This is a genomic window from Pseudomonas sp. GW823-FHT02C05 (genome assembly GCF_058797595.1).
Map to the genome: position 1 here is coordinate 546,520 of NZ_JBXAJU010000001.1, position 22,886 is coordinate 569,405.

The 22,886-nt window shown below is 65.1% G+C and carries 20 protein-coding genes; 10 read left to right on the forward strand and 10 right to left on the reverse strand.

Features of this window, described 5'->3' with window-relative positions; all coding sequences use genetic code 11:
* Position 1 precedes the first annotated feature (1 nt).
* Both AC1RGE_RS02735 and AC1RGE_RS02740 read left to right on the forward strand, forming a co-directional pair.
* Entirely contained in the window at positions 2-952 is a 951-nt protein-coding gene (locus tag AC1RGE_RS02735) for an alpha-E domain-containing protein (protein ID WP_011060816.1), read from the forward strand.
* Positions 949-1,746: a transglutaminase family protein gene (locus tag AC1RGE_RS02740; RefSeq protein WP_011060817.1), complete on the forward strand. Its 798-nt coding sequence runs from the start codon at positions 949-951 to the stop codon at positions 1,744-1,746. Before AC1RGE_RS02735 ends, AC1RGE_RS02740 begins: the two co-directional genes overlap by 4 nt.
* 11 nt (positions 1,747-1,757) lie before the next feature.
* On the opposite strand, the gene AC1RGE_RS02745 is transcribed toward AC1RGE_RS02740, so the two are convergent.
* Positions 1,758-2,555, reverse strand: coding sequence for an AraC family transcriptional regulator (locus AC1RGE_RS02745; RefSeq protein ID WP_011060818.1), 798 nt, complete (start codon positions 2,553-2,555; stop codon positions 1,758-1,760).
* 111 nt (positions 2,556-2,666) lie between these two features.
* Between AC1RGE_RS02745 and AC1RGE_RS02750 the strand changes: the two genes are divergently transcribed.
* Positions 2,667-3,617, forward strand: a complete 951-nt coding sequence (locus AC1RGE_RS02750; protein ID WP_011060819.1) for a DMT family transporter — start codon at positions 2,667-2,669, stop codon at positions 3,615-3,617.
* A gap of 54 nt (positions 3,618-3,671) precedes the next feature.
* Here the strand turns inward: AC1RGE_RS02750 and AC1RGE_RS02755 are convergent, their stop codons facing one another.
* The gene (locus AC1RGE_RS02755) at positions 3,672-4,322 is read right to left on the reverse strand and encodes an SEL1-like repeat protein (protein ID WP_019094320.1); all 651 of its coding nucleotides are present in this window, start codon (positions 4,320-4,322) and stop codon (positions 3,672-3,674) included.
* 177 nt (positions 4,323-4,499) lie between these two features.
* Here AC1RGE_RS02755 and AC1RGE_RS02760 point away from each other — a divergent pair, with 177 nt between their 5' ends.
* Genes AC1RGE_RS02760 through AC1RGE_RS02770 form a run of 3 tightly spaced genes read left to right on the forward strand, consistent with a single transcriptional unit; the run spans position 4,500 to position 7,321 of the window.
* A complete protein-coding gene (locus tag AC1RGE_RS02760; RefSeq protein WP_019094319.1) occupies positions 4,500-5,720 on the forward strand; it encodes a putative DNA modification/repair radical SAM protein in 1,221 nt (406 codons plus the stop codon).
* Positions 5,717-6,610: a TIGR03915 family putative DNA repair protein gene (locus tag AC1RGE_RS02765; protein ID WP_492583275.1), complete on the forward strand. Its 894-nt coding sequence runs from the start codon at positions 5,717-5,719 to the stop codon at positions 6,608-6,610. The genes AC1RGE_RS02760 and AC1RGE_RS02765 overlap by 4 nt, the downstream gene beginning before the upstream one ends.
* Positions 6,611-6,622: 12 nt before the next feature.
* On the forward strand, positions 6,623-7,321 hold the full coding sequence (locus AC1RGE_RS02770) for a hypothetical protein (RefSeq protein WP_019094318.1): 699 nt from the start codon (positions 6,623-6,625) through the stop codon (positions 7,319-7,321).
* Positions 7,322-7,418: 97 nt separating this feature from the next.
* On the opposite strand, the gene AC1RGE_RS02775 is transcribed toward AC1RGE_RS02770, so the two are convergent.
* From AC1RGE_RS02775 to AC1RGE_RS02795, 5 genes are all read right to left on the reverse strand, one after another.
* The gene (locus AC1RGE_RS02775) at positions 7,419-8,438 is read right to left on the reverse strand and encodes a branched-chain amino acid aminotransferase (protein ID WP_011060826.1); all 1,020 of its coding nucleotides are present in this window, start codon (positions 8,436-8,438) and stop codon (positions 7,419-7,421) included.
* 276 nt (positions 8,439-8,714) lie between these two features.
* On the reverse strand, positions 8,715-10,106 hold the full coding sequence (gene lpdA, locus AC1RGE_RS02780; RefSeq protein ID WP_492583277.1) for a dihydrolipoyl dehydrogenase: 1,392 nt from the start codon (positions 10,104-10,106) through the stop codon (positions 8,715-8,717).
* A gap of 3 nt (positions 10,107-10,109) precedes the next feature.
* A complete protein-coding gene (locus tag AC1RGE_RS02785) occupies positions 10,110-11,414 on the reverse strand; it encodes a dihydrolipoamide acetyltransferase family protein (RefSeq protein WP_194237798.1) in 1,305 nt (434 codons plus the stop codon).
* Complete coding sequence (locus AC1RGE_RS02790) at positions 11,415-12,473, reverse strand: alpha-ketoacid dehydrogenase subunit beta (protein ID WP_011060829.1); 1,059 nt, start codon at positions 12,471-12,473, stop codon at positions 11,415-11,417.
* 1 nt (position 12,474) lies between these two features.
* Positions 12,475-13,710: a 3-methyl-2-oxobutanoate dehydrogenase (2-methylpropanoyl-transferring) subunit alpha gene (locus AC1RGE_RS02795; protein WP_065363800.1), complete on the reverse strand. Its 1,236-nt coding sequence runs from the start codon at positions 13,708-13,710 to the stop codon at positions 12,475-12,477.
* 196 nt (positions 13,711-13,906) lie between these two features.
* Between AC1RGE_RS02795 and bkdR the strand changes: the two genes are divergently transcribed.
* Positions 13,907-14,395: a Bkd operon transcriptional regulator BkdR gene (gene bkdR / locus AC1RGE_RS02800; protein WP_011060831.1), complete on the forward strand. Its 489-nt coding sequence runs from the start codon at positions 13,907-13,909 to the stop codon at positions 14,393-14,395.
* Between the two features lie 3 nt (positions 14,396-14,398).
* On the opposite strand, the gene AC1RGE_RS02805 is transcribed toward bkdR, so the two are convergent.
* Both AC1RGE_RS02805 and AC1RGE_RS02810 read right to left on the reverse strand, forming a co-directional pair.
* Positions 14,399-15,595: a cyclic di-GMP phosphodiesterase gene (locus AC1RGE_RS02805; RefSeq protein ID WP_492583279.1), complete on the reverse strand. Its 1,197-nt coding sequence runs from the start codon at positions 15,593-15,595 to the stop codon at positions 14,399-14,401.
* A gap of 117 nt (positions 15,596-15,712) precedes the next feature.
* On the reverse strand, positions 15,713-17,335 hold the full coding sequence (locus AC1RGE_RS02810) for a methyl-accepting chemotaxis protein (RefSeq protein WP_015635271.1): 1,623 nt from the start codon (positions 17,333-17,335) through the stop codon (positions 15,713-15,715).
* A gap of 247 nt (positions 17,336-17,582) precedes the next feature.
* Between AC1RGE_RS02810 and AC1RGE_RS02815 the strand changes: the two genes are divergently transcribed.
* Positions 17,583-19,067 carry a DASS family sodium-coupled anion symporter gene (locus AC1RGE_RS02815; protein WP_065363802.1) on the forward strand — a complete coding sequence of 495 codons (1,485 nt, stop codon included), beginning with the start codon at positions 17,583-17,585 and terminating at the stop codon, positions 19,065-19,067.
* Positions 19,068-19,082: 15 nt separating this feature from the next.
* Here the strand turns inward: AC1RGE_RS02815 and dapF are convergent, their stop codons facing one another.
* Entirely contained in the window at positions 19,083-19,877 is a 795-nt protein-coding gene (gene dapF, locus AC1RGE_RS02820) for a diaminopimelate epimerase (protein WP_370058999.1), read from the reverse strand.
* Between the two features lie 208 nt (positions 19,878-20,085).
* On the opposite strand from dapF, the gene AC1RGE_RS02825 reads away from it, so the two are divergent.
* Positions 20,086-21,747 (forward strand): MFS transporter, encoded by a 1,662-nt coding sequence (locus AC1RGE_RS02825; RefSeq protein WP_011060836.1) that lies wholly within the window; start codon positions 20,086-20,088, stop codon positions 21,745-21,747.
* Entirely contained in the window at positions 21,744-22,868 is a 1,125-nt protein-coding gene (locus AC1RGE_RS02830; protein ID WP_011060837.1) for an HlyD family secretion protein, read from the forward strand. Before AC1RGE_RS02825 ends, AC1RGE_RS02830 begins: the two co-directional genes overlap by 4 nt.
* Positions 22,869-22,886: the final 18 nt, after the last annotated feature.

The following is a 22,886-nucleotide window of genomic DNA, read 5'->3' on the forward strand; positions in this document are numbered from 1 at the left end:
CATGCTTTCAAGAACCGCAGCCGATCTGTACTGGATGTCCCGCTACCTGGAGCGTGCCGAGAACCTGGCACGCATGCTCGAAGTCAGTTACTCGCTGTCGTTGATGCCCCAGGCCGGGCGCGGCGACGGCCAGGCCGAACTGGCCATGTCGCTGCTGGCCGCCGGCACCCTGGACGATTACCACCAGCGCCACGGCGAACTCAACAGCGAGCGCATGCTGCATTTCTTCGCCCTCGACGAGAGCAACCCGGGCAGCATCTACTGCTGCCTGCGCGCGGCACGCAGCAATGCCCACGCGGTGCGCGGGCGGATCACCGCCGACATGTGGGAAAACATCAACGCCACCTGGCTGGAGATGCGCAACATCGCCCGCAACGGCCTGGGGCGCTATGGCATCAGCCAGTTCTGCGAGTGGGTCAAGGAGCGTTCGCACCTGTTCCGCGGCGCTACCGCCGGCACCATCATGCGCAACGATGCCTATCGCTTTATCCGCCTGGGAACCTTTATCGAACGCGCCGACAACACCCTGCGCCTGCTGGATGCGCGCTATGAAATGTTCGGCGAGGAGTCCGAGGAGGTCAGCGACGATTCGGCCCGCGGCTACTACCAGTGGAGCGCCTTGCTTCGCGCCTTGTCCTCCTTCGAGGCGTTCAACGAGATCTACCGCAATGCCCCGGGGGCCGAGCAGGTGTCCGAAATGCTGCTGCTGCGCGCCGATGTGCCGCGCTCGCTGCACGCCTGCGTCGAGGAGCTGGACCAGATCCTCGCCGCGCTGCCGGGGGACAACGGCCGCCCGGCCCAGCGCCTGGCCGCCGAGCTGAATGCGCGGCTGCGCTACACCGGGATCAACGAGATTCTCGACTCCGGGCTGCACCAGTGGCTGACCGACTGCATCGCTCAGATCCGCCACCTGGGGCAAACCGTGCACGAGTCCTATCTGGAGGTGGTATGAAACTGTCCATTCGTCACGACACGACCTACAGCTACACCGATGAAGTCTGCACCAGCATCCAGTTCCTGCGCCTGACGCCCCAGAACAGCCTGCGCCAGCAGATCCTCCAATGGCACCTGGAGCTGCCGCGGCGGGTGCGTGCCCAGCGCGATCCCTACGGCAACATCCTCCACGTCATGACCCTGGACGAGCCCCACGGCGCGATCGTCCTCAGCGCTTTCGGCGAAGTGCAGATCGACCCGCTGCGCGAAGTGGAGGGCGACAGCCAGTCGCCGCTGCCGTTCCTGCGCAGCAGCCACCTGAGCAAGGCCGACCCGGCCCTGAGCGACTTTGCCCGACAGCATTGTGGCGAGCGCCGCGATCGCGCCGCGCTGATCGAGCTGATGCAGGCCCTGGCCGAGCACATGCCCTACAGCCCTGGCGCCACCGGGGTCGGCAGCACCGGCGCGCAAGCCTTTGCCGGCGGCGCCGGCGTCTGCCAGGACCACACCCATGCGTTCCTGGCCTGCGCCCGTAGCCTGGGCATACCGGCGCGCTACGTGTCCGGCTACCTGTGCACCGAGGACCAGAGCCACCTGGCCAGCCATGCCTGGGCCGAAGCCTGGCTGGATGACGGCTGGTACAGCTTCGACGTGACCAACCGCCTGGACCGCCCCGAGCGCCACCTGAAACTGGCGGTGGGCCTGGATTATCTGGACGCCTGCCCGGTACGCGGCATGCGTCGCGGTGGCGGGGCGGAGCAGATGCACGCGCAGGTGCAGGTCAGTTCCATGATGCAGGTGCAGCATCAATAGGCGCGCCGGGCTCAGTCGCGCCCCATGGCTTGGCGGCGGTATTCATCCGGGGTGGTGCCCATCATCCGCCGGAACATGCTGATAAAGGCCGAGGCGCTGCTGTAGCCCAGGTCCAGGCCGATGCTTTCCACGGTCCGTCCCTGTTCCAGCAGGGCCAGGGCCTGCACCACTTTCAGGCGCTGGCGCCATTCCACCAGTGACATGCCCAGCTCGCGCTGGCTGCGCCGCATCAGCGTGCGTTCGCTGGTGTTGGCGGCATGGGCCAGTTGCGGCAGCGAGCGCGGGTCGCCGGGGTTGGCCTTGAGGGTGCGCAGCACCGGGCCCAGCAGCGGGTCGTCGGACGAGGGCAGGTAGCTGCCAGCGCAGGAGGCATGCCCCAGCTTGTCCACCAGCACCTGCAGCATGCGCTGTTGCTCGTCGCTCTGGGGCAGGCCCGGTGGCGCCTGGCGCAAGTCGTCCAGGAGCGCCAGGACCAGCGGGCTGAGGCTCAGGGCGCAGTGCCGGGCGGGCAGGGCGGTGCACAGCTCGGGCGCCAGGTACAGCGAGCAGTGGCAGGCTTCGTGGCGGTTGAAGCCCATGTGCTCGACATTCGGCGGCAGCCAGATGCCGTACTGCGGCGGCGCCAGGTAATGGTGGTCGCCCAGCTCGATTTCCATCACCCCGCTGTAGGCATAGACGAACTCACCCCACGGATGGCGGTGGCGCGGGTAGGTGGCGTGGGCCGGCAGATTGGCCGCGCGAAAGAAGATCGGCGCCGGCAGGGCTTCGCTGAAAGGCGGCAGGTGCAACTGTTGCGCGGCTTTGTTCATGTCGGGCACCGGTTGGCGGATAAGTGCTATGGGCTGGCGGATTAAAACTATATCTAGGAAAACTGTCAGGCGGACAATCCTTCATCACTTTTTCTCGATGAAGGATCTGCCATGGCCACTCGCCAACCCCTGGATGCCACCGCCTGCAGCCTGATGGTCGGCCTGTGCGCGATCTGGGGCCTGCAGCAGGTGGCGCTCAAGGCCACTGCGTCGGACATCGCCCCGGTGCTGCAGATTGCCCTGCGCTCCGGCGGCGCGGCGCTGCTGGTGGGGCTGCTGATGTGCTGGCGCGGCGAGCGCCTGGGGCTGGGTGACGGCCATTGGCGCCCGGGCCTGCTGGTGGGCGGGCTGTTCGCCCTGGAGTTTTTGCTGGTGGGTGAAGGGCTGCGCTACACCACGGCCTCGCACATGGCGATCTTTCTCTATACCGCGCCGATCTTCGCCGCCCTGGGGCTGCACTGGCTGATGCCGGCCGAGCGGTTGAAACCCGCGCAGTGGCTGGGTATCGGCGTGGCCTTTGGCGGCATAGTCGTGGCCTTTAGCGGCCCCGCCGCGGCCGGGCACGGCGGTGGCAGCCATGTGCTGCTGGGGGATTTTCTCGGGGTGCTGGGCGGGGTCGCCTGGGGCGCGACCACCGTGGTGGTGCGCTGTTCGCGGCTAGCCTCCAGCCCCACCACCCGGACCCTGCAGTATCAACTGCTGGGGGCCTTTGTCTGGCTCGGGCTGGCGGCGCTGCTGACCGATCAGACCAGCATCCATTTCACTCCGTTGGTGGTCGCCAGCCTGGGCTTTCAGGTGTTGGTGGTGTCGTTCGCCAGCTTCCTGATCTGGTTCACCCTGCTGCGCCGCTATCCGGCCTCGCGGTTGGGCGTGCTGTCGTTCATGACCCCGCTGTTCGGCATCGGTTTCGGGGTCTGGCTGCTGCATGAGCCGCTGGAGCCGAACTTCATTTTCGGCGCGTTGCTGGTGCTGGCGGGGATTGTCATGGTCAGCGGCTACGAATGGCTGCGCCAGCGTTTCAAGCGCAATCGCGAAAGCCCGGTGGCGCCGCGCAGTTCTTGAACGCCCGGGCGCTGGCAAGTCGGCTCCTGCCAGCGAGACCGTTCCCGGGACGATTCAGCGTTTCGCCGCTTCAAGGGCGTTGCGAATGTCTTCCTGCAACTGGCGGGCACCGCTGCAGGCAGGGTCGGCGGGGCCGTGCTTGCAGGATTTATCCAGCACCTTCAGCGCCAGATCGGCGTCGGGCGCTACGCCTATGCCCCGGCTCAGGTGGAAGCCGTACATGGTGCAGGCCCAGGGGTCATCCAGCTCACAGGCCTTGTTGAAGGTCTGCACTGCACAGTGCCGGGTGCCCTGGCTGTCGGCGTCGGCCGTGAGCATGCCGGCGGCGCGGTTGGTGCAGCCGGAGACCAGGCCCAGGCTGCAAGCGCGCTGGTACAGCGGTTCATAGCCTTCGGCAGGCCCTTTGGCCTGTTGCAGGGTGGTTGCCAGCCAGTAGCAATCGTTGCCGTCGCCGGCTTCGCAGCGCTGCAGGCAGGCCCCCAGCTGCTCCGGTGTTTCGCAGCGGTTGGCCTGCGTGGCCCGTATCGCGGCCCTGGCCGGCATGTTGTCGCCGGGGCATTGCCTGGCCTGGGCCTGCCAGTCCTGACGGGCCTGGACTTTGGCGTACAGGGCAGCGATCAGTTCCTGGTCGGTGGGCGCGGCGCTGGCGGCAATGCTCGACAGCAAGGCCATGCCGAACAGGCAGAAACGGTAGAGGCGATGCATGGGGCAGAGTCCTTTCCAGGGGGCGTGGGCGCGGGGGTATCTTAAGGATTTTCGCCAATAGCTCCAGGCTGCCGACGGGGTGGCGAGAGGTTTTTTTTCAATTTGCCTCCTGCAGCTCTCTTGTGGTCTCGGGGTTTTTCTCTGTACTGTATATAAAAACAGTATCCGGGCCTAGCCATGCAACTGATCGACAAGCTGAGCATCCTCGCCGACGCCGCCAAGTACGACGCTTCCTGCGCCAGCAGCGGCGCGCCCAAGCGCAGTTCCGAAGGCAAGAGCGGGCTGGGTTCGAGCAATGGCATGGGCATCTGCCACAGCTATACGCCGGACGGGCGCTGCGTCTCGCTGCTCAAGGTGCTGCTGACCAATTTCTGCCTCTACGACTGCCAGTACTGCGTCAATCGCCGTTCCAGCGACGTACCCCGGGCACGCTTCAGCCCCGAGGAAGTCGTGCACCTGACCCTGGATTTCTACCGGCGCAATTGCGTCAGCGGGCTGTTCCTCAGCTCGGGGATCATCCGCTCGGCGGACTACACCATGGAGCAACTGGTGCAGGTGGCCAGGCTGCTGCGCGAAGAGCACGAGTTCCGTGGCTACATCCACCTCAAGACCATCCCCGACGCCGATCCGTTGCTGATCGAGCAGGCCGGGCGCTACGCCGACCGCCTCAGCGTCAACGTCGAGCTGCCCACCGACCAGGGCCTCAAGGCCCTGGCCCCGGAAAAGCACCTGGGTTCGATCAAGCAGGCCATGGGCACCATCTATACCGGCGAGCAGACGGTGCTCAACGAGCCCCGGGCGCCGCGCTTCGCCCCGGCCGGGCAGAGCACCCAGATGATCGTCGGCGCCGATGACACCGACGACAGCACCATCCTCCACAGCGCCGAGGCGCTGTACGGCAACTTCCGCCTGCGCCGGGTCTATTACTCGGCCTTCAGCCCGATTCCCAACAGCCCGAAAAGCGTACCCCTGGCCGCGCCACCGCTGATGCGCGAGCACCGCCTGTACCAGGCCGACTTCCTGCTGCGCGGCTATGGCTTCAGCGCCAACGAACTGTTCCAGGGGCCGGGGCACCTGGCCCTGGACATGGACCCCAAGCTGGCCTGGGCCCTGGACAACCGCAGCGTGTTTCCCCTGGACCTGAACCGTGCCGAACCGGCGCTGATCTCGCGCATTCCGGGGATCGGCCTGCGCACTACCCAGCGCCTGGTGGAACTGCGCCGCGAGCGGCGTATCCGCTACGAGGACCTGGCGCGCATGCGCTGTGTGCTGAGCAAGGCCAGGCCGTTCTTTATCACCAGCGACTATCACCCGCAGCAGGCGGAGACCAGCAGCACGCTGCTCTACCAGCAACTGCGGGAACGCCCGCAACCGCAGCAGATGGGGCTCTGGGGATGATCAGCCTGGACTGTGACGACCTGTTCGACACCTGGCGCCAGCAGGCGCGCTGGCTGCTCAGCCATTCCATCGACCCGAGCCGGGTCAGTTGGTCCGGGACGCAGGACGCCGATCTGTTCGCCAGCGATGAGGCTTGCCCTGAGCAGCCCGGTCCGTTTCGTGCACGGATTCCCCTGGCCCTGCTGGAGCTGCTGGAACGGGCCGCCTGCTATCGCGGCGAGCAGCGCTGGAGCCTGTTGTACGAGGTGCTGTGGCGGGTCAGCCATGGCGACCGCACGGCCATGCTCAGCGGCGATCAACTGGGCAGCGAGTTTCAGCGGCGAATCAAGCAAGTCGACCGCGAGGCCCATCACCTGCATGCCTTCGTGCGCTTCGTAAGCTTGCCCGCGGGCCGCTCACAGCTGGCCGAGCAGCCTGAATACGTGGCCTGGCACGAGCCGGCCCACGACATCCTGGCCCAGGCCAGCCGGCATTTCATCGGGCGCATGGGGCGCCACCGCTGGATGATCGCCACGCCCCGGGACGGGGTGTATTTCGACGGTACGCAACTGCACCACCAGAGGCGCTGCCCCAGCGCCTGGCGGCAACTGGCCCAGGCCGGCGAAGACCCCGGGGGCGAGCTGTGGCTGGCCTACTACAGCCATATCTTCAACCCGGCGCGGCTCAACCCCCGGGTGATGCAGGGGCACTTGCCGGCGCGCTTCTGGAAGCACCTGCCGGAGGGGCCGCTGATTCCGGCACTGATCAACCAGGCTCGCCACGGCAAACAGCGCGACGGGCAGGCCAGCCAGGTGGCAGCACGGCCAGGCAAGCGGATCGGCCAGCCGCGCGGCGATAGCGCTGGGCAGGCCCCAGGGCCTTCCCTGACAATGGGCGGCTTTGAACAATGAGGCAGGCAGCCAATGGATGACGGCGTGGATGACGGCAAGGGCATTACCGAGGAGTTCTGGTCGAAGGGAGTGACTGACGACGCGAAGATGATGTGGCGGGTGGGCAGCCGCGGCGTGACCTTCCTGGCGGCGCTGCTGCTGCCCAAGACCGGGTTCAAGGTCGTGGACATCGCGGTTGGAGTGCTGACCATGCTGATCCCCTTGCTGGTGATCGAAACCCAGAGGGCCTATTCGAAGTTTTCCCCCGGGTTTCTCGCCTGGGTGATCCGCATCAGTGTGTTTGCCAGCGGTGTGGCCATGGCCAGCCTGGGGCTGGTGGTCTACTTCGGGGTCGTGATGCCTTTGGTTTCAGCGGTGGGCATTCCTTTTTTTCAACAGAGCGCCAGCCTCCAGTTCCAGGGGCAGAGCGGGGTGGAACTGGTCGGCTTCTGGTGGATGGCGGCTGTCACCGGCTTTGCCGTGATGTATGCAGTGTTCAAGAATTTTCGCGAGACCAAGGTGTTCGAGATCGTCTATCACCTGCCACGCAACGGCGTGAGGCAGCTCATGCAGGAGCGGCCGCTGCGCGCCAGCAACTGGCCGATGTTCGTCTGGTTCGAGCTCTGCGTGTTGATCGCGAGCTTTTTCTACACCTTGATGGCATCCCAGGCCGCGTTGCTGGTGGTGGATGGAACGCAACAGGTGCTGATGTTGTTCGGTATCAGCCTCTGAGGGGAGCCCCTCCTTCGGTTGGCATTCTGCAGGCTCCAGGCATGAAAAAGCCCGCCCCTGGCAAGCAGGGGCGGGCTCGGCTGAAGCAGGGGGGGAATCAGACCTTGACGATCCAGCCCGCTGGCGCTTCGACGTCGCCGGTCTGTACACCGGTCAGCTCTTTATAGAGCTTCTGGGTGATCGGGCCGACTTCTTTTTCGCTGTAGAACACGTGCAGCTTGTTCTGGTACTCGATGCCGCCGATCGGCGTGATCACCGCGGCAGTACCGCAGGCCCCGGCTTCCTTGAAGTCCGCCAGCTTGTCGATGAACACGTCGCCTTCGACCACTTCCAGGCCCAGGCGGGTCTTGGCCAGCTCGATCAGCGACAGGCGGGTGATGCCCGGCAGTACCGATGGCGAGTTGGGGGTGACGAATTTGTCGTCATGGGTGATGCCGAAGAAGTTGGCCGAACCCACTTCCTCGATCTTGCTGTGGGTCAGCGGGTCGAGGTAGATGCAGTCGGCGAAGCTGGCCTTCTTGGCCTGGGCGCCGGGCATCAGGCTGGCGGCGTAGTTGCCACCGACCTTGGCCGCGCCGGTGCCCTGAGGCGCCGCGCGGTCGTAGCTGGAGATCAGGAAGTTGTGCGGGGTCAGGCCGCCCTTGAAGTAGGCGCCGACCGGGATGGCGAAGATCGAGAAGATGAACTCCGGCGCGGTGCGCACGCCGATGTTGTCGCCGACGCCGATCACGAACGGGCGCAGGTACAACGCGCCGCCGGTGCCGTAGGGCGGGATGAAGCGTTCGTTGGCCTTGACCACGGCCTTGCAGGCTTCGATGAACTGTTCGGTGGAGACCTGCGGCATCAGCAGGCGGGCGCAGCTGCGCTGCATGCGTGCGGCGTTCTGGTCCGGACGGAACAGGTTGATCGAACCGTCCTTGCAGCGGTAGGCCTTGAGGCCTTCGAAACATTGCTGGCCATAGTGCAGGGCGGTGGAGCCCTCGCTGATGTGCAGCACATTGTCTTCAGTCAGGGTGCCTGCGTCCCACTCGCCGTTACGCCAGTGCGACAGATAGCGCTTGTCTGTCTTGATGTAGTCAAAACCCAGCTTGTCCCAATTGATGCTTTCGTTACCCATGACACCCTCTATCGCTTAACAACCGTCGGAACGGCTCAAGGCTTCTGACGTTTTTTTGGATGGGCACAACAATACTGCATTCCGGGGGCGTGCCGCATCCCGGACGATGGGAGGGGGCGCAAAAAAACTTAGCCTGCTTATGAAGCTTCCCCCTAACAGCCCCATACCCCTGTAGGAGCGAGCTTGCTCGCGAAGGCCGCTTGGCTGTCCACGCTGGCCCTTTCGCGGGCCAGCCGCGCTCCTACCTGGGCACTGTCCTGTGTGCCCCTTGAATGGTTACAGATGCAGGGCGTGGCCCAGTGCCCGCAGCGCTGCTTCCTGGACCGCTTCACCCAGGGTCGGGTGGGCGTGGATGGTGCCGCCGATGTCTTCCAGGCGCGCGCCCATTTCCAGGGATTGGCCGAACGCCGTGGACAACTCGGAGACTCCGACTCCCACTGCCTGCCAGCCGACAATCAGGTGATTGTCACTTCGGGCCACCACCCGCACGAAACCGCTTTTCGATTCCAGGGTCATGGCCCGGCCATTGGCCGCGAACGGGAAGCTGCTGACGATGCAATCCAGGCCGGCAGCGCGGGCCTCGTCCGGGGTCTTGCCCACCACCACCAGTTCCGGGTCGGTGAAGCACACCGCGGGGATCGCTGCCGGGTTGAATTCCCGGTGCTTGCCGGCGATCAGCTCGGCGACCATCTCGCCCTGGGCCATGGCCCGGTGCGCGAGCATCGGCTCACCGCTCAGGTCGCCGATGGCCCAGACGTTGCGCATGCTGGTCTGGCACCGGTGGTCGATCTTGATGGCCGCGCCGTTCATGTCCAGGTTCAGGCTTTCCAGGTTCCAGCCCTGGGTGTTGGGCTTGCGGCCCACCGCCACCAGAACCTGGTCGGTGGCCAGGTTCAGGGTGTCGCCATTGGGCTCGCGTACCTGCAGGCTGCTGCTGGCGGCATCGAAGCCCAGCACGCTGTGCTTGAGGTAGAGCTTGATCCCCAACTGCTTCACCGAGTCCAGCACCGGCTGGGTCAGTTCGCCGTCGTAGGCGGGCAGGATGCGTTCCTGGGCCTCCACCACGCTGACCTCGACCCCGAGCTTGCGGTAGGCGATGCCCAGTTCCAGGCCGATGTAGCCGCCGCCGACCACGGTCAGGCGCTTGGGCAGGGTCTTGGGTGCCAGGGCCTCGGTGGAGGAAATGATCGGCCCGCCGAAGGGCAGCATCGGCAGGTTGACGCTTTTCGAACCGGTGGCCAGCAGCAGGTGCTCGCACTGGATGCGGGTATCGGCGCCTTCGATCTCCACGGTCTTGCCGTCGATGACCCTGGCCCAGCCCTGGATCACCTGGACCTTGTTTTTCTTCAGCAGCGCGGCGACCCCGGTGGTCAGGCGGTCGACGATGCCGTCCTTCCATTCCACGCTCTTGCCGATGTTCAGGGTTGGCGCCGCCACTTCGATGCCCAGGGCCGAGCCCTGGCTGTGGTGGCGGGTCTGGTGGAACTGCTCGGCGACATGTATCAGCGCCTTGGACGGGATGCAACCGATGTTCAGGCAGGTGCCGCCCAGGGACTGGCCCTCCACCAGAATGGTGGAGATGCCCAGCTGGCCGGCGCGGATGGCCGCCACATAACCGCCAGGGCCGCCGCCGATGATCAACAGTTGGGTATTGAGAGTCTGTTGCATGTCTTACTCCACAAACAGCGTGGCGGGTTGTTCGAGCAGGCCGCGAATGGCCTGGATGAATTGCGCAGCGTCCATGCCGTCGACCACCCGATGATCGAAGGAGCTGGAGAGGTTCATCATCTTGCGGATCACGATCTGGCCCTTGATCACCATGGGCCGCTCGACGATGCGGTTGACCCCGACAATCGCCACTTCCGGCAGGTTCAGCACCGGCGTGCTGACGATCCCGCCCAGCGCGCCGAGGCTGGTGAGGGTGATGGTGGAACCGGAGAGTTCATCCCGGGCGGCCTTGCCGCTGCGAGCGGCCTGGGCCAGGCGCGAAATTTCCTCGGCATTGCCCCACAGGCTGCGGGCTTCGGCGTGGCGCACCACCGGTACCATCAGGCCGACGTCGCTCTGGGTGGCGACCCCGACGTGCACCGCGCCGTGGCGGGTGATGACCTGGGCTTCGTCGTCATAGCGGGCGTTGATCTGCGGGAAGTCGCGCAGGGCGACGACCATGGCCCGCACCAGGAACGGCAGCAGGGTCAGCTTGCCGCGGGTGGCGCCGTGCTTTTCATTGAGGTGGATGCGCAGCTCTTCCAGGGCGGTGACGTCCACTTCCTCGACATAGCTGAAGTGCGCGGCGCGATGCTTGGACTCCTGCATGCGCTGGGCGATCTTGCGGCGCATGCCAATGACCTGGATCTGCTCTTCATCATGGCGCTCGGCATAGCCGGCCCCTGGCGCCGAGTAACCCTTGAGCGGCTGGCTGTCCTGGGCCAGGTAGGCGTCCAGGTCTTCGTGCAGGATGCGCCCGGCCGGGCCGCTGCCTTGCACCAGGCGCAGCTGGATGCCCAGGTCCAGGGCATGCTTGCGCACCGCCGGCGAGGCCAGCGGACGCTCGTCGGCTTCCCGGGCCACCGGTGCCTGGGGCGCTGGGCGGCAGGCGGCTGCTGGACTGGCGACGGGTTTTTCCGCTTTGGGGGCTTGGGCCACTGGCGCGGCGGCCACGGGCTTATTAATAGCTGCCGGCTCTTTTGCCGCCGGTGCGGCTGCCTGGGCGGATTCCTTGAGGTTGCCCGCGCCTTCGACCTCGATGCTGATGAGGATGCTGCCCACCGCCATCACTTCACCGGGCTCGCCGCCCAGGGAGATGACCTTGCCGTGCACCGGGGAGGGGATGTCGACCATCGCCTTGTCGGTCATCACGTCTGCCAGAACCTGATCTTCCACTACCTGATCGCCGACCTTGACGTGCCACTGCGCCAGTTCAACTTCCGCGATGCCTTCGCCGATGTCCGGCATCTTGATTACGTGCGTGCCCATTCAGACCTCCATGACCCGTTGCAGCGCCGCGCCCACTCGGGACGGCCCTGGGAAATATGCCCACTCCTGCGCGTGGGGATACGGCGTATCCCAACCGGTGACGCGCTCGATCGGGGCTTCCAGGTGGTGGAAGCAGTGTTCCTGCACCAGCGACACCAGTTCGGCGCCGAAACCGCAGGTACGGGTGGCTTCGTGTACCACCACGCAACGGCCGGTCTTTTTCACCGACTTGACGATGGTGTCCAGGTCCAGGGGCCACAGGCTGCGCAGGTCGATGACCTCGGCGTCGATGCCGGTTTCCTCGGCCGCCACTTGCGACACGTAGACGGTGGTGCCGTAGGTGAGGATGGTCACGTCCTTGCCCGGGCGGGCGATGGCCGCCACGTCCAGCGGCACCTTGTAGTAGCCGTCCGGTACCTGGGCCGCCGGGTGTTTCGACCAGGGGGTTACCGGGCGATCGTGATGGCCGTCGAACGGGCCGTTATACAGGCGCTTGGGTTCGAGGAAGATCACTGGGTCATCGTTCTCGATGGAGGCGATCAGCAGGCCCTTGGCGTCGTAGGGGTTGGAAGGCATCACGGTGCGCAGGCCGCAGACCTGGGTGAACATCGCCTCGATGCTCTGGCTGTGGGTCTGCCCGCCGTAGATGCCGCCGCCGCAAGGCATGCGCAGGGTCATGGGCGCGGTGAACTGGCCGGCGGAGCGATAGCGCAGGCGCGCGGCTTCGGAAATGATCTGGTCCGAGGCCGGGTAGACGTAGTCGGCGAACTGGATTTCCGCCACCGGGCGCAGGCCGTAGGCGCCCATGCCGATGGCCGCGCCGACGATGCCGCTTTCCGAGATCGGCGCGTCGAACACCCGCGAGGTGCCGTATTTGGCCTGCAGGCCTTCGGTGCAGCGGAACACGCCGCCGAAGTAGCCCACGTCCTGGCCGAACACCACGACGTTGTCGTCACGCTCGAGCATCACATCCATAGCCGAGCGCAGGGCCTGGATCATGGTCATGGTGGTGGTGGTCATGGCGGTGTCCAGCTGGATATTGTTGTTGTGATCGTTCATTTCAGATCCCCAGTTCCTGGCGTTGGCGTTTCAAGTGCTCGGGCATGTCCTTGTAGACATCCTCGAACATGGTCGCGGCGCTGGGGATCTGGCCGCCGGCGAGGGTGCCGTACTGCTCGGCTTCCTTCTGGGCGGCGATGACCTGGGCTTCCAGCTCGGCACTGACCGCGGCGTGTTCCTCTTCGGACCACTGGCCGATCTTGATCAGGTGCTGCTTGAGGCGGGCAATCGGATCGCCCAGGGGGAAGTGGCTCCAGTCGTCGGCCGGGCGGTACTTGGACGGGTCGTCGGAGGTGGAGTGCGGGCCGGCGCGGTAGGTGACCCACTCGATCAGGGTCGGGCCAAGGTTGCGGCGGGCACGTTCGGCGGCCCAGCGCGAGGCGGTGTAGACGGCGATGAAATCGTTGCCGTCGACCCGCAGGGAAGCGATGCCGCAGCCCACGCCGCGTCCGGCGAAGGTGGTGGCTTCACCGCCGGCGATGGCCTGGAAGGTGGAGATCGCCCACTGGTTGTTGACCACGTTGAGGATCACCGGTGCGCGGTAGACGTGGGCGAAGGTCAGGGCGGTGTGGAAGTCCGACTCGGCGGTGGCGCCGTCGCCGATCCAGGCCGAGGCGATCTTGGTATCGCCCTTGATCGCCGAGGCCATGCCCCAGCCCACGCCCTGCACGAACTGGGTCGCCAGGTTGCCGGAGATAGTAAAGAACCCGGATTCCTTCACCGAGTACATGATCGGCAGCTGGCGCCCCTTGAGCGGATCGCGCTCGTTGGACAGCAGTTGGCAGATCATCTCCACCAGCGGCACTTCCCGGGCCATCAGGATGCTTTGCTGGCGGTAGGTGGGGAAGCACATGTCGTCGATGTTCAACGCCAGGGCCTGGGCACTGCCGATGGCTTCCTCGCCCAGGCTCTGCATATAGAAGGACATCTTCTTCTGCCGTTGGGCGACCACCATGCGGTTGTCGAAGATCCGCGTCTTGAGCATGGCGCGCATGCCCTGGCGGAGGATCTCCACAGGCACGTCCGCGGCCCAGTCGCCCAGGGCGTTGCCCTGATCGTCGAGCACGCGGATCAGGCCACGGGCCAGGTCGGCGCAGTCGGCAGGTTCGATATCGATAGGAGGTTTGCGGGCCAGGCCGGCATCGTTCAGACGCAGGTAGGTGAAGTCGGTCTTGCAGCCGGGACGCCCCGAGGGCTCGGGAACGTGCAGGCGTAGCGGTGCATACGCTGGGGTCATGGCTTTCTACGCTCGATCTTGTGGATTTCTTGTAATTGGGCGCGCTAGCTGACAGTCATTCCCTGGGTAAGAGAAATCTTGTCCTACAAACATCATAGGCCGGGCGTAGAAGAATATTTATCTCTGTTTCATTGCGCTGGACGGTATTTGCAGATAAAAAATCTGCATAAACATAAAAAACAGGTTGTTTTGTCTCATGCGCAAACTGGACCGTACCGATATCGGCATTCTCAACAGTCTTCAGGAGAATGCCCGCATCACCAACGCTGACCTCGCCCGCTCGGTGAATCTTTCTCCCACCCCGTGCTTCAACCGGGTCAAGGCCATGGAGGAGCTGGGGCTGATCCGCGAGCAGGTGACCCTGCTGGATGCCGACCTGTTGGGGTTGCACGTCAATGTGTTCATCCACGTCAGCCTGGAGAAGCAGGTGGAAGAGGCCCTGCAGCACTTCGAGGAGGCCATCGCCGACCGCCCGGAGGTGATGGAGTGCTACCTGATGGCCGGTGATCCGGACTATCTGATCCGGGTGCTGGTGCCCAGCATCCAGTCCCTGGAACGCTTCATGATGGACTTCCTGACCAAGGTCCCCGGGGTGGCCAATATCCGTTCCAGCTTCGCCCTCAAGCAGGTGCGCTACAAGACCGCGCTGCCCTTGCCGGCCAACGGCCTGACCCTGGGCACCTGAGGTTCAGGCCGGGACCTCGCTCCACAGCTGTTGCAGTTGCTTGAAGTCCCAGGCCTCTTGCGCTTCCCGGGCGACGATGTGTTCCTCGCCCTGCAGCCGTGAAAGGTCCAGGACCCGTTGCGGCAGGGGCATCTTCGAGCGTGTGGAAAAGAACACCTTGACCTTGGGCAGCAGCAGCGACTCGCTGTTCTGCTCCAGGACCACCGCCAGCTTGCCGCTGTTCAGGCGCACCAGGGAACCCACCGGGTAGATGCCCACGCACTTGACCAGGGCCTGCAACACCCGCGGGCCGAAATGTCCGGTCCAGCCGGACATGCGCTGCAAGGCTTCGGCCGGGTCCCAGCCACGGTTGTAGGGGCGGGTCGAGGTCACGGCGTCATACACGTCGCAGACCGCGCCCATCTGTGCGAACAGACTGATCTGCTCCCCCGCCAGGTGGTGCGGGTAGCCGCTGCCGTCGATCTTTTCGTGATGGTGCAGGCACACATCCAGCACCAGCGCGTCCAACTGCGGGTTCTGGCGCAGGATGGCACCACCGGCGGCGGGGTGCAGCTTGATCCGCTCGAACTCGTCGGCGGAGAGTTTTTCCGGTTTGTTGAGGATGCTGTCGGGGATGGTCAGCTTGCCGATGTCGTGCAGCAGCCCGGCGACTCCGGCCTGGTGCACCTGCTCCACCGGCAGCTCCAGTTGCCGGGCCACCGCCACCATCAGCGCGCAGACCGCCACCGAGTGCATGTAGGTGTAGTCGTCGGCGGTCTTGAGCCGGGCCAGGCTGATCAGCACGTCGGGGTGGCGCAGCAGCGAGCTGGAGATGTTGTGCACCAGCTCGTCCACCTGGACCAGCTCGATGGCCTGGCCCATGCGCACCTCCTGGAACATCTGCATCACCGCCTTCTTGGAGTGGGCGCAGATCTTCAGCGCACGCTGGATTTCCTCGGCCCGCTCGACCCGCAGCGGGGCTTCGCTCTTGAGCGGCGGCAGGGCGGCCGGCGCGCTGGGCTGCGGGTTCGCCGGCAGGTCCAGGCCCTTGTCCGAGTCGATCCACAGGCTGCTGACATTGGACTGGCGCAGGCGCTGCAGGTCGGCGTGGCTATTGAGCACGAAGCCGGCTTTCCAGAACGAATGGTCCAGCCACGAACCGCAGAACTGGTGGATATACATGCCCATCTGCAACTGCTGCACGGAAATGAGTTTGAGCACGGTCGAGCCCCCCACCTGATTCAGACCGGCCCGGGCGCCAAGAGGCGGCCCGGGCTGGCTGATCGATAACGCTCCTTGCCGTTACTTATCCTGAACCGCTTGACCGGTCGCGCCCGGTCAGAGGGAGAAGCGTGCCACCAGTTTGTTCAGACTGACCGCCAGTGACGACAGTTCACTGCTGGCGATGGAAGTCTGGCTGGCGGCGGACGAGCTTTGCAGCGACAGGTCGCGGATGCTCATCAGGTTCTGGTCCACCGAGCGTGCCACCTGGGCCTGTTCCTCCGAGGCGGTGGCGATCATCAGGTTGCGTTCGTTGATTTCGCTGATGGCCTGGGTGATATGACCGATGGCGGCGCCGGCCTCGTGGGCGATGGCCAGGGTCTGGCTGGCGTCCTCGCTGCTTTGCTGCATAGACAGCATAGCCTTGCTCGAACCGCTCTGGATGCCCTGGATCATCTGCTCGATCTCCTGGGTCGAGAGCTGGGTGCGGTGGGCGAGGGCGCGCACTTCATCGGCCACCACGGCGAAGCCGCGGCCCTGTTCCCCTGCCCGGGCGGCCTCGATTGCGGCGTTCAGGGCCAGCAGGTTGGTCTGCTCGGCAATGGCGCGGATTACATCCAGGACCTTGGTGATGTCCTGGGCCTGCTGGGCCAGGCCGGCCATTTCCAGCCGGGTGTGTTCCACGGTGCCGGTGAGTTTCTCGATGGAGTGGATGGTCTGCTCGACCCGCTCCTTGCCCAGCCCGGCCGAGCGCTCGGAGGCCTGGGTGGATTGCGAGGCGGACACCGCGTTGCGTGCCACTTCCTCCACCGCAGCGGTCATTTCATTGACCGCGGTGGCGGCCTGGTCGGTCTCCATGCTCTGTTGCTGGATGCCGGCGTTGGACTCGCGGGTGATGGCGCTCATTTCCTCGGCCGCGGAAGCCAGTTGGGTGGACGAATCGGCGATATGGCGGATGGTGGATTTCAGGCTGTCGAGCATGGCCTGGGTGGATTTCTGCAGGTCGGTCAGCTCGTCCTGGCCGCTGACGTCCACCTGGGCCCGCAAGTCGCCCTCGGCGATCTTCTGGGTGGTGGCCAGCAGCGACAGCACCGGGCGGATGATGCTGCGGGTGAACAGGGTGGCGATGAGGATCGTCAGGACAATCGCCAGGACGATGATCACCGAGGTCAGGGTCAGGCCGGTGTCGAACTGTTGGCCTGCCTGGTTGGCGGAGTGCTCGGCGCCGTTTTCGTTGATGGCGATCAGTGCCTCGATGGCGGACTGCAGGGTGTTGGCCAGGGGCACGGTGACCTGGTTGATGTAGTCGCTGGTCTGTTGTGCAGTGTTGGTCTTGCTGCTCTCGATCAGCACCGCCAGCTTGTCCAGGTAGTCCTGGGCGCCGCGCTTGACCTGATCAAAGGTGGTTTTTTCCTCGGCGCTGGAAACCAGCGGTTCGTAATCCTTGATGGCCTGGGCCAGGCTGGCCTTCAGGGTCCCCAGCTTGTCCAGCGAAGCGGCTTTCTGGGCATCGTTCTCAGTGGCGTAGTGCAGTGCTTCCAGGCGCACGCGCAAGGTGCCGGATTCGATTTTCGTGGCTTGCCTGACGCTGGGCAGCCAGTTGGTTTGCAGATCCAGTGCCGCGTCGTGAATCTGTCCCATTTTCCACAGTGCCAGCCCTCCCAGACCAATCAGCAGTACACAGATGGCGCCGAAACTCAGTAGCGCCCTGGAAGTCAGTTTCATGTTTCTTGTCACCATAAAGGCACCTTGCAGGTTGGAGTGATACAGCCAAGTACGTTTCGACTCCTTGTCGCCTTGATATCACTCTGATCTCAAAGTTGTGAAAAATCTGCATAGATGTAAAAAAATATTTCTACGGGTGTTTTCCTGTTCAGCCCGCAGACAGCTTGAGCCCTTGCAGGACGCCGTGCTTGACCTTCATCAAGGCGCTTTCCGGGGTTTTGCGCCATGCTCGGCGCCTGTCCAATTGAAAAGGAAAAGGCCCATGTCCAAGCCTGAAACAACGGCGCCCACGGCCAAGGCTGTATTACCGATTGGATTGCTGATCGCCGTGCTGGCGATGGTTGCCGTGCTGCTGTTGCCACTGCCCGCCGACCTGCCGGTGGCGGGGCACCGGATGCTGGCGATCCTGGCCTTTGCCGTGGTGGTGTGGATCAGCGAGGCGGTGTCCTACGAGGCCAGCGCGATCATGATCACCGCCTTGATGGCCTTCCTCATCGGCACCGCGCCGACCCTGCAGGACCCGAGCCAGCTCTATGGCAGCTCGGCGGCCATCGGCCTGGCCCTCACCGGGTTCTCCAATTCGGCCCTGGCCCTGGTGGCCGGTGCCTTGTTCATCGCCGCCGCCATGACCCACACCGGCCTCGACCGGCGCATCGCCCTGGTGACCCTGACCCGGGTCGGCACCAGCACCCGGCGCATCCTTATCGGGGCTATTGCCGTGACCATCCTTCTCAGCCTGCTGGTGCCCAGCGCCACCGCGCGCAGTGCCTGTGTGGTGCCGATCATGATGGGGGTGATTGCCGCGTTCGGCGTCGACAAGCGCTCCAATATCGCCGCCGGGCTGATGATCGTCGTGGCCCAGGGCACCAGCATCTGGAACGTCGGCATCCAGACCGCCGCGGCGCAGAACCTGCTGACCGTGGGCTTCATGGACAAGATGCTCGGCCAGCGCGTGGCCTGGCTCGACTGGCTGATCGCCGGGGCGCCCTGGGCGGTGATCATGTCTTTGGTGCTGCTGTGGCTGGTGCTGAAACTGCTGCCGCCTGAAACCGACAGCATTCCCGGCGGCAAGGAGGCGGTGGCCCAGTCCCTGGCGGACATCGGGCCCATGACCGGGCCGCAGAAACGCCTGCTGGCGGTGTCGGTGCTGCTGTTGTTGGCCTGGTCCACCGAAGGCAAGCTGCACCCCTTCGACACCACGACCACCACCTACGCCGGGCTGGTGATACTGCTGCTGCCGCGGATCGGCATCATGACCTGGAAGGATGTGCAGTCGCGCATTCCCTGGGGCACGGTGATCGTCTTCGGCGTCGGCATCAGCCTAGGCTCGGCGCTGCTCAGCACCCAGGCCGGGCAATGGCTGGGGAGCCAGGTGGTGGCCCATACCGGCCTGGACCAGGTCGGGCCGTTGGCGGTGTTCGCGATTCTCGCGGCGTTCCTGATCCTCATCCACCTGGGGTTCGCCAGCGCCACGGCCCTGACCTCGGCCTTGCTGCCGATCCTGATCGCCGTGCTGCAAACTCTGCCGGGCGAGTTCAGCCGCCTGGGCATGACCATGCTCCTGGGCTTTGTCGTCAGCTATGGCTTCATCCTGCCGATCAACGCGCCGCAGAACATGGTCTGCCTGGGTACCGAGACCTTCAATGCCCGGCAGTTCGCCAAGGTCGGGCTGTTGGTGACGCTGATCGGCTACCTGTTGATGCTGGTGTTCGCCATGACCTGGTGGAAATGGCTGGGCTGGATGTAGGAAAAGTAAATCCCTTCACAGTGACCCGCTGAACACCCGGGTCACGCTGCCGGCCAGGCGCACCTTGCCCTGGCCGTCCCAGCTCACCGTCACCGGCCCGCCATCGCACAGCACTCGCACCGGGCTGTCCAGCAGGCCGCGGCGGATGCCGTTGACTGCCGCTGCGCAGGAGCAGGAGCCGGAACCCAGGGGGATGGCGCCATTGCGCTCCCAGATGCGCAGACGGATGGTCTGGCGGTCGATCACCTGGATGAAGTGCACATTGGTCTTGTGTGGAAACAGCGGGTCGCTCTCGATCTGTGGGCCCAGCGTGGCAATGTCCAGCGGTGCTAGGTCGTCGACGAAAAAACTGCAATGGGGGTTGCCCATGCTGCACGCCGCCGGTGTTCCCGGCAGTGGCAGGTGCAGGCTGTCCAGCTCTCGGGCCAGGGGGATGGCCTGCCAGTCGAACGAAGGCAGGCCCATTTCCACCGACACCGACCGATCCTCAAGGCGCAGGCATTGCTGCAGGCCGCGGGCGGTTTTCACCTGCACCGAGGTGACGCCGCTTTCCTGCATCAGCAGGTCGGCGGCGCCCCGGGTGGCACTGCCGCAGGTGTCCAGGCTGGAACCATCGGCGTTGAAGAAGGTCAGTTGCGCCGCGCTGTCGCTGCAATCGCCGAGCACCACCAACTGATTGAAACCGATGCCACGCCGGCGGTCCCCCAGGGCCCTGGCCAGCTCGCGGGTGATCGGGTTGGTGCGGCCACGGGCATCGATCAGCACGAAGTCGTCACCATTGGCGTGCATCTTCACAAAGTTCAGCGGCATTCGGGCTCCAACAGGCGAGGGCAGGGAAGGGCGGGGGGCAGCGCATGCAGGATTCCGAAAAAAAGCCACCGACGCCAGCGCCTTAAAATAAAATTCATCCTGCAAGCCCGGGCATTGCCTGGGCGGCGGGATTTTCCGGCACACTGCCGGACCACCGGGAATATCGCCGACCGCCGCAACAGCGGCCGGCACAGCACAAGGTCATGGCATGGATCACTACGCCCCGCGCAACTGGCAGCCCCACGAAAAGCCCAGCTTGCCCGGCTCCCCCTCGACACCGTTGCACCCTACCCACAAGCGCCTGGCCTACGCGCTGGTGGGCTTGCTGGTGGCCATCACCGGTGGCCTGGGCAACTCGTTGGTGATCGCCAACCTGCCGTACCTGCAGGGGGCGCTGGGGGCGACCACCGCGGAAATGGCCTGGCTGCCGGCCGCCTACGTGATGACCAACGTGTCGATGAACCTGTTGCTGGTGAAGTTTCGCCAGCAGTTCGGCCTGCGCGCCTTCACCGAAGTGTTCCTGGTGCTCTACGCCCTGGTGACCTTCGGCCACCTGTTCGTCAACGACCTGAGCTCGGCCATCGCCGTGCGGGCGGCCCACGGCATGGTCGGCGCGGCGCTGAGCTCCCTGGGCCTGTACTACATGGTCCAGGCCTTCCCGGCGAAGTGGCGGCTCAAGGCCCTGGTGCTAGGGCTGGGCGCCTCGCAACTGGCCTTGCCCCTGGCCCGGCTGTTTTCCGAGGACCTGCTGCAGATTGCCGAATGGCGCGGCCTGTACCTGTTCGAACTGGGCCTGGCGCTGACCTCCCTGGGCTGCGTGTTCATGCTCAAGCTGCCGCCGGGGGACCGCTTCCGTACCTTCGAGAAACTCGATTTCCTGACCTTTGCCCTATTGGCCACTGGCGTGGCCCTGCTGTGCGCGGTGCTGTCCCTGGGGCGCATCGACTGGTGGCTGGAGGCGCCGTGGATCGGCTACGCCAGCGCCGCCTCGATCCTGCTGATCATGGCGGGGCTGTGCATCGAACATAACCGCAGCAACCCGATGCTGATGACCCGCTGGCTGGGTAGCGGGGCGATAATCCGCCTGGCCCTGGCAGTGATACTGATTCGCATGGTGCTGTCGGAACAGTCCACCGGCGCCGTAGGCTTTCTCCAAGCGCTGAACATGAGCAGCCAGCAGATGCGCATGCTCTACGGGGTGATGCTGCTGGGCAGCATTGCCGGGCTGGCCACCAGCGCCCTGACCATCAACCCGGCGCACCTGCTGATGCCACTGGTCATTTCCCTGGCGCTGATGGCCGTGGGGTCGGTAATGGACAGCTTTTCGAGCAACCTCACGCGCCCGGCCAACATGTACTTCAGCCAGTTCCTGCTGGCCTTCGGCGGTACGTTCTTTCTTGGCCCGACCATGGTCCTGGGCACCCGCAACGTGCTGACCAACCCGCGCAACCTGGTGAGCTTCTCGGTGCTGTTCGGCATCTGCCAGAACCTTGGCGGGCTGATCGGCTCGGCCTTGCTCGGGACCTTCCAGATCGTGCGCGAGAAGTACCATTCCAGCCATATCGTCGAGCAGTTGACCCTGCTCGATCCCCAGGTCCTGGCCCGGGTACAGAGCGGCGGGGCGGCCTACGGCAAGGTCATCGCCGACCCGGACCTGCGCACCCTGCAAGGCATACGCAGCCTGGCCACCGCGGCCACGCGCGAAGCCAACGTACTGGCCTATAACGATGTATTCATGCTGATCGCGGTGATTGCGGTACTGACCATGATCTGGATATTCATTCGCAGCCTGTGGCTGATGAGCACGACCCAAGCGGTCGCGCCTGCCGCCCCGGCTCCCGTTCAACAAAGTGGTGCCTCTTCTTCATGAGCGAAACCGTCAACCCCACCACCAACGCCATTGCCTCGACTCCCGAGCCCAGCGGCCCGCCGACCATGCCGGCCACCGAGCCACGGCCGCTGGCGGTGCGCATCATCTCGTCCCTGGGCTTTGCCGCCATCGCCATCGTTGGTGTGCTGATCGTGCTCTACGCCTGGCAACTGCCACCCTTCTCCAGCGCCATCGAAAGCACCGAGAACGCCCTAGTGCGGGGGCAGGTGACCATCATCGGCCCGCAGCTCAGTGGCTACGTGTTCGAGGTGCCGGTGCAGGACTTCCAGCAGGTCAAGGCCGGCGACCTGCTGGTGCGCCTTGACGACCGTATCTACCAGCAGCGCCTGGACCAGTCCCTGGCGCAACTGGCGGTGCAGAAGGCGGCCCTGGCCAATGCCCTGCAACAGCGCAACAGCGCCGAAGCCACCATCAAGCTGCGCCAGGCGGCCCTGGTCGACAGCCAGGCCCAGGCGCGCAAGAGCGCGGCCGACCTGCAACGCAACGAAGCACTGATTGCCGACGGCTCGGTGTCCCGGCGTGAACTGGACGTGACCCGCGCGGCCAATGCCCAGACCGTGGCCGCCGTGGCCCAGGCCCAGGCGCAACTGGAAATAGCCCGCCAGGACCTGCAGACCGTGATCGTCAACCGCGGCTCCCTGGAAGCGGCGGTGGCCAGCGCCGAAGCCGCGGTGGAACTGGCGCGGATCGATCTGTCCAACACCCGCATCCTCGCCCCGCGGGACGGCCAGCTGGGGCAGATCGGCGTGCGCCTGGGGGCCTACGTCAACTCCGGCGCCCAGCTCATGGCCCTGGTGCCGAACCAGCTGTGGGTGATTGCCAACATGAAGGAAACCCAGATGGACAACGTCCGGGTCGGGCAGCCGGTGAGCTTTACCGTGGACGCCCTGAACCACCGCAAATTCACCGGCAAGGTGCAGCGGATCTCCCCGGCCACCGGTTCCGAGTTCGCCTTGCTGCAGGCCGACAATGCCACCGGCAACTTCGTCAAGATTGCCCAGCGGGTGCCGGTGCGGATCACCGTCGACCCGGACCAGCCGGAGCTTGAACGCCTGCGCCCGGGGTTGTCGGTGGTGGTCAGCATCGATACCAGCCAATAGCCGACACAGCACCTCACG

What these genes read in the sequence shown, in the direction of transcription:
- AC1RGE_RS02810 (WP_015635271.1), bottom strand. Translation starts at nt 17,335, where the DNA reads ATGGTGACAAGAAACATGAAACTGACTTCCAGGGCGCTACTGAGTTTC.
- AC1RGE_RS02785 (WP_194237798.1), bottom strand. Translation starts at nt 11,414, where the DNA reads ATGGGCACGCACGTAATCAAGATGCCGGACATCGGCGAAGGCATCGCG.
- AC1RGE_RS02760 (WP_019094319.1), top strand. Translation starts at nt 4,500, where the DNA reads ATGCAACTGATCGACAAGCTGAGCATCCTCGCCGACGCCGCCAAGTAC.
- AC1RGE_RS02825 (WP_011060836.1), top strand. Translation starts at nt 20,086, where the DNA reads ATGGATCACTACGCCCCGCGCAACTGGCAGCCCCACGAAAAGCCCAGC.
- AC1RGE_RS02755 (WP_019094320.1), bottom strand. Translation starts at nt 4,322, where the DNA reads ATGCATCGCCTCTACCGTTTCTGCCTGTTCGGCATGGCCTTGCTGTCG.
- AC1RGE_RS02815 (WP_065363802.1), top strand. Translation starts at nt 17,583, where the DNA reads ATGTCCAAGCCTGAAACAACGGCGCCCACGGCCAAGGCTGTATTACCG.
- bkdR (WP_011060831.1), top strand. Translation starts at nt 13,907, where the DNA reads ATGCGCAAACTGGACCGTACCGATATCGGCATTCTCAACAGTCTTCAG.
- AC1RGE_RS02830 (WP_011060837.1), top strand. Translation starts at nt 21,744, where the DNA reads ATGAGCGAAACCGTCAACCCCACCACCAACGCCATTGCCTCGACTCCC.
- AC1RGE_RS02750 (WP_011060819.1), top strand. Translation starts at nt 2,667, where the DNA reads ATGGCCACTCGCCAACCCCTGGATGCCACCGCCTGCAGCCTGATGGTC.
- AC1RGE_RS02765 (WP_492583275.1), top strand. Translation starts at nt 5,717, where the DNA reads ATGATCAGCCTGGACTGTGACGACCTGTTCGACACCTGGCGCCAGCAG.
- AC1RGE_RS02795 (WP_065363800.1), bottom strand. Translation starts at nt 13,710, where the DNA reads ATGACCCCAGCGTATGCACCGCTACGCCTGCACGTTCCCGAGCCCTCG.
- AC1RGE_RS02735 (WP_011060816.1), top strand. Translation starts at nt 2, where the DNA reads ATGCTTTCAAGAACCGCAGCCGATCTGTACTGGATGTCCCGCTACCTG.
- AC1RGE_RS02745 (WP_011060818.1), bottom strand. Translation starts at nt 2,555, where the DNA reads ATGAACAAAGCCGCGCAACAGTTGCACCTGCCGCCTTTCAGCGAAGCC.
- lpdA (WP_492583277.1), bottom strand. Translation starts at nt 10,106, where the DNA reads ATGCAACAGACTCTCAATACCCAACTGTTGATCATCGGCGGCGGCCCT.
- AC1RGE_RS02770 (WP_019094318.1), top strand. Translation starts at nt 6,623, where the DNA reads ATGGATGACGGCGTGGATGACGGCAAGGGCATTACCGAGGAGTTCTGG.
- AC1RGE_RS02775 (WP_011060826.1), bottom strand. Translation starts at nt 8,438, where the DNA reads ATGGGTAACGAAAGCATCAATTGGGACAAGCTGGGTTTTGACTACATC.
- AC1RGE_RS02790 (WP_011060829.1), bottom strand. Translation starts at nt 12,473, where the DNA reads ATGAACGATCACAACAACAATATCCAGCTGGACACCGCCATGACCACC.
- dapF (WP_370058999.1), bottom strand. Translation starts at nt 19,877, where the DNA reads ATGCCGCTGAACTTTGTGAAGATGCACGCCAATGGTGACGACTTCGTG.
- AC1RGE_RS02740 (WP_011060817.1), top strand. Translation starts at nt 949, where the DNA reads ATGAAACTGTCCATTCGTCACGACACGACCTACAGCTACACCGATGAA.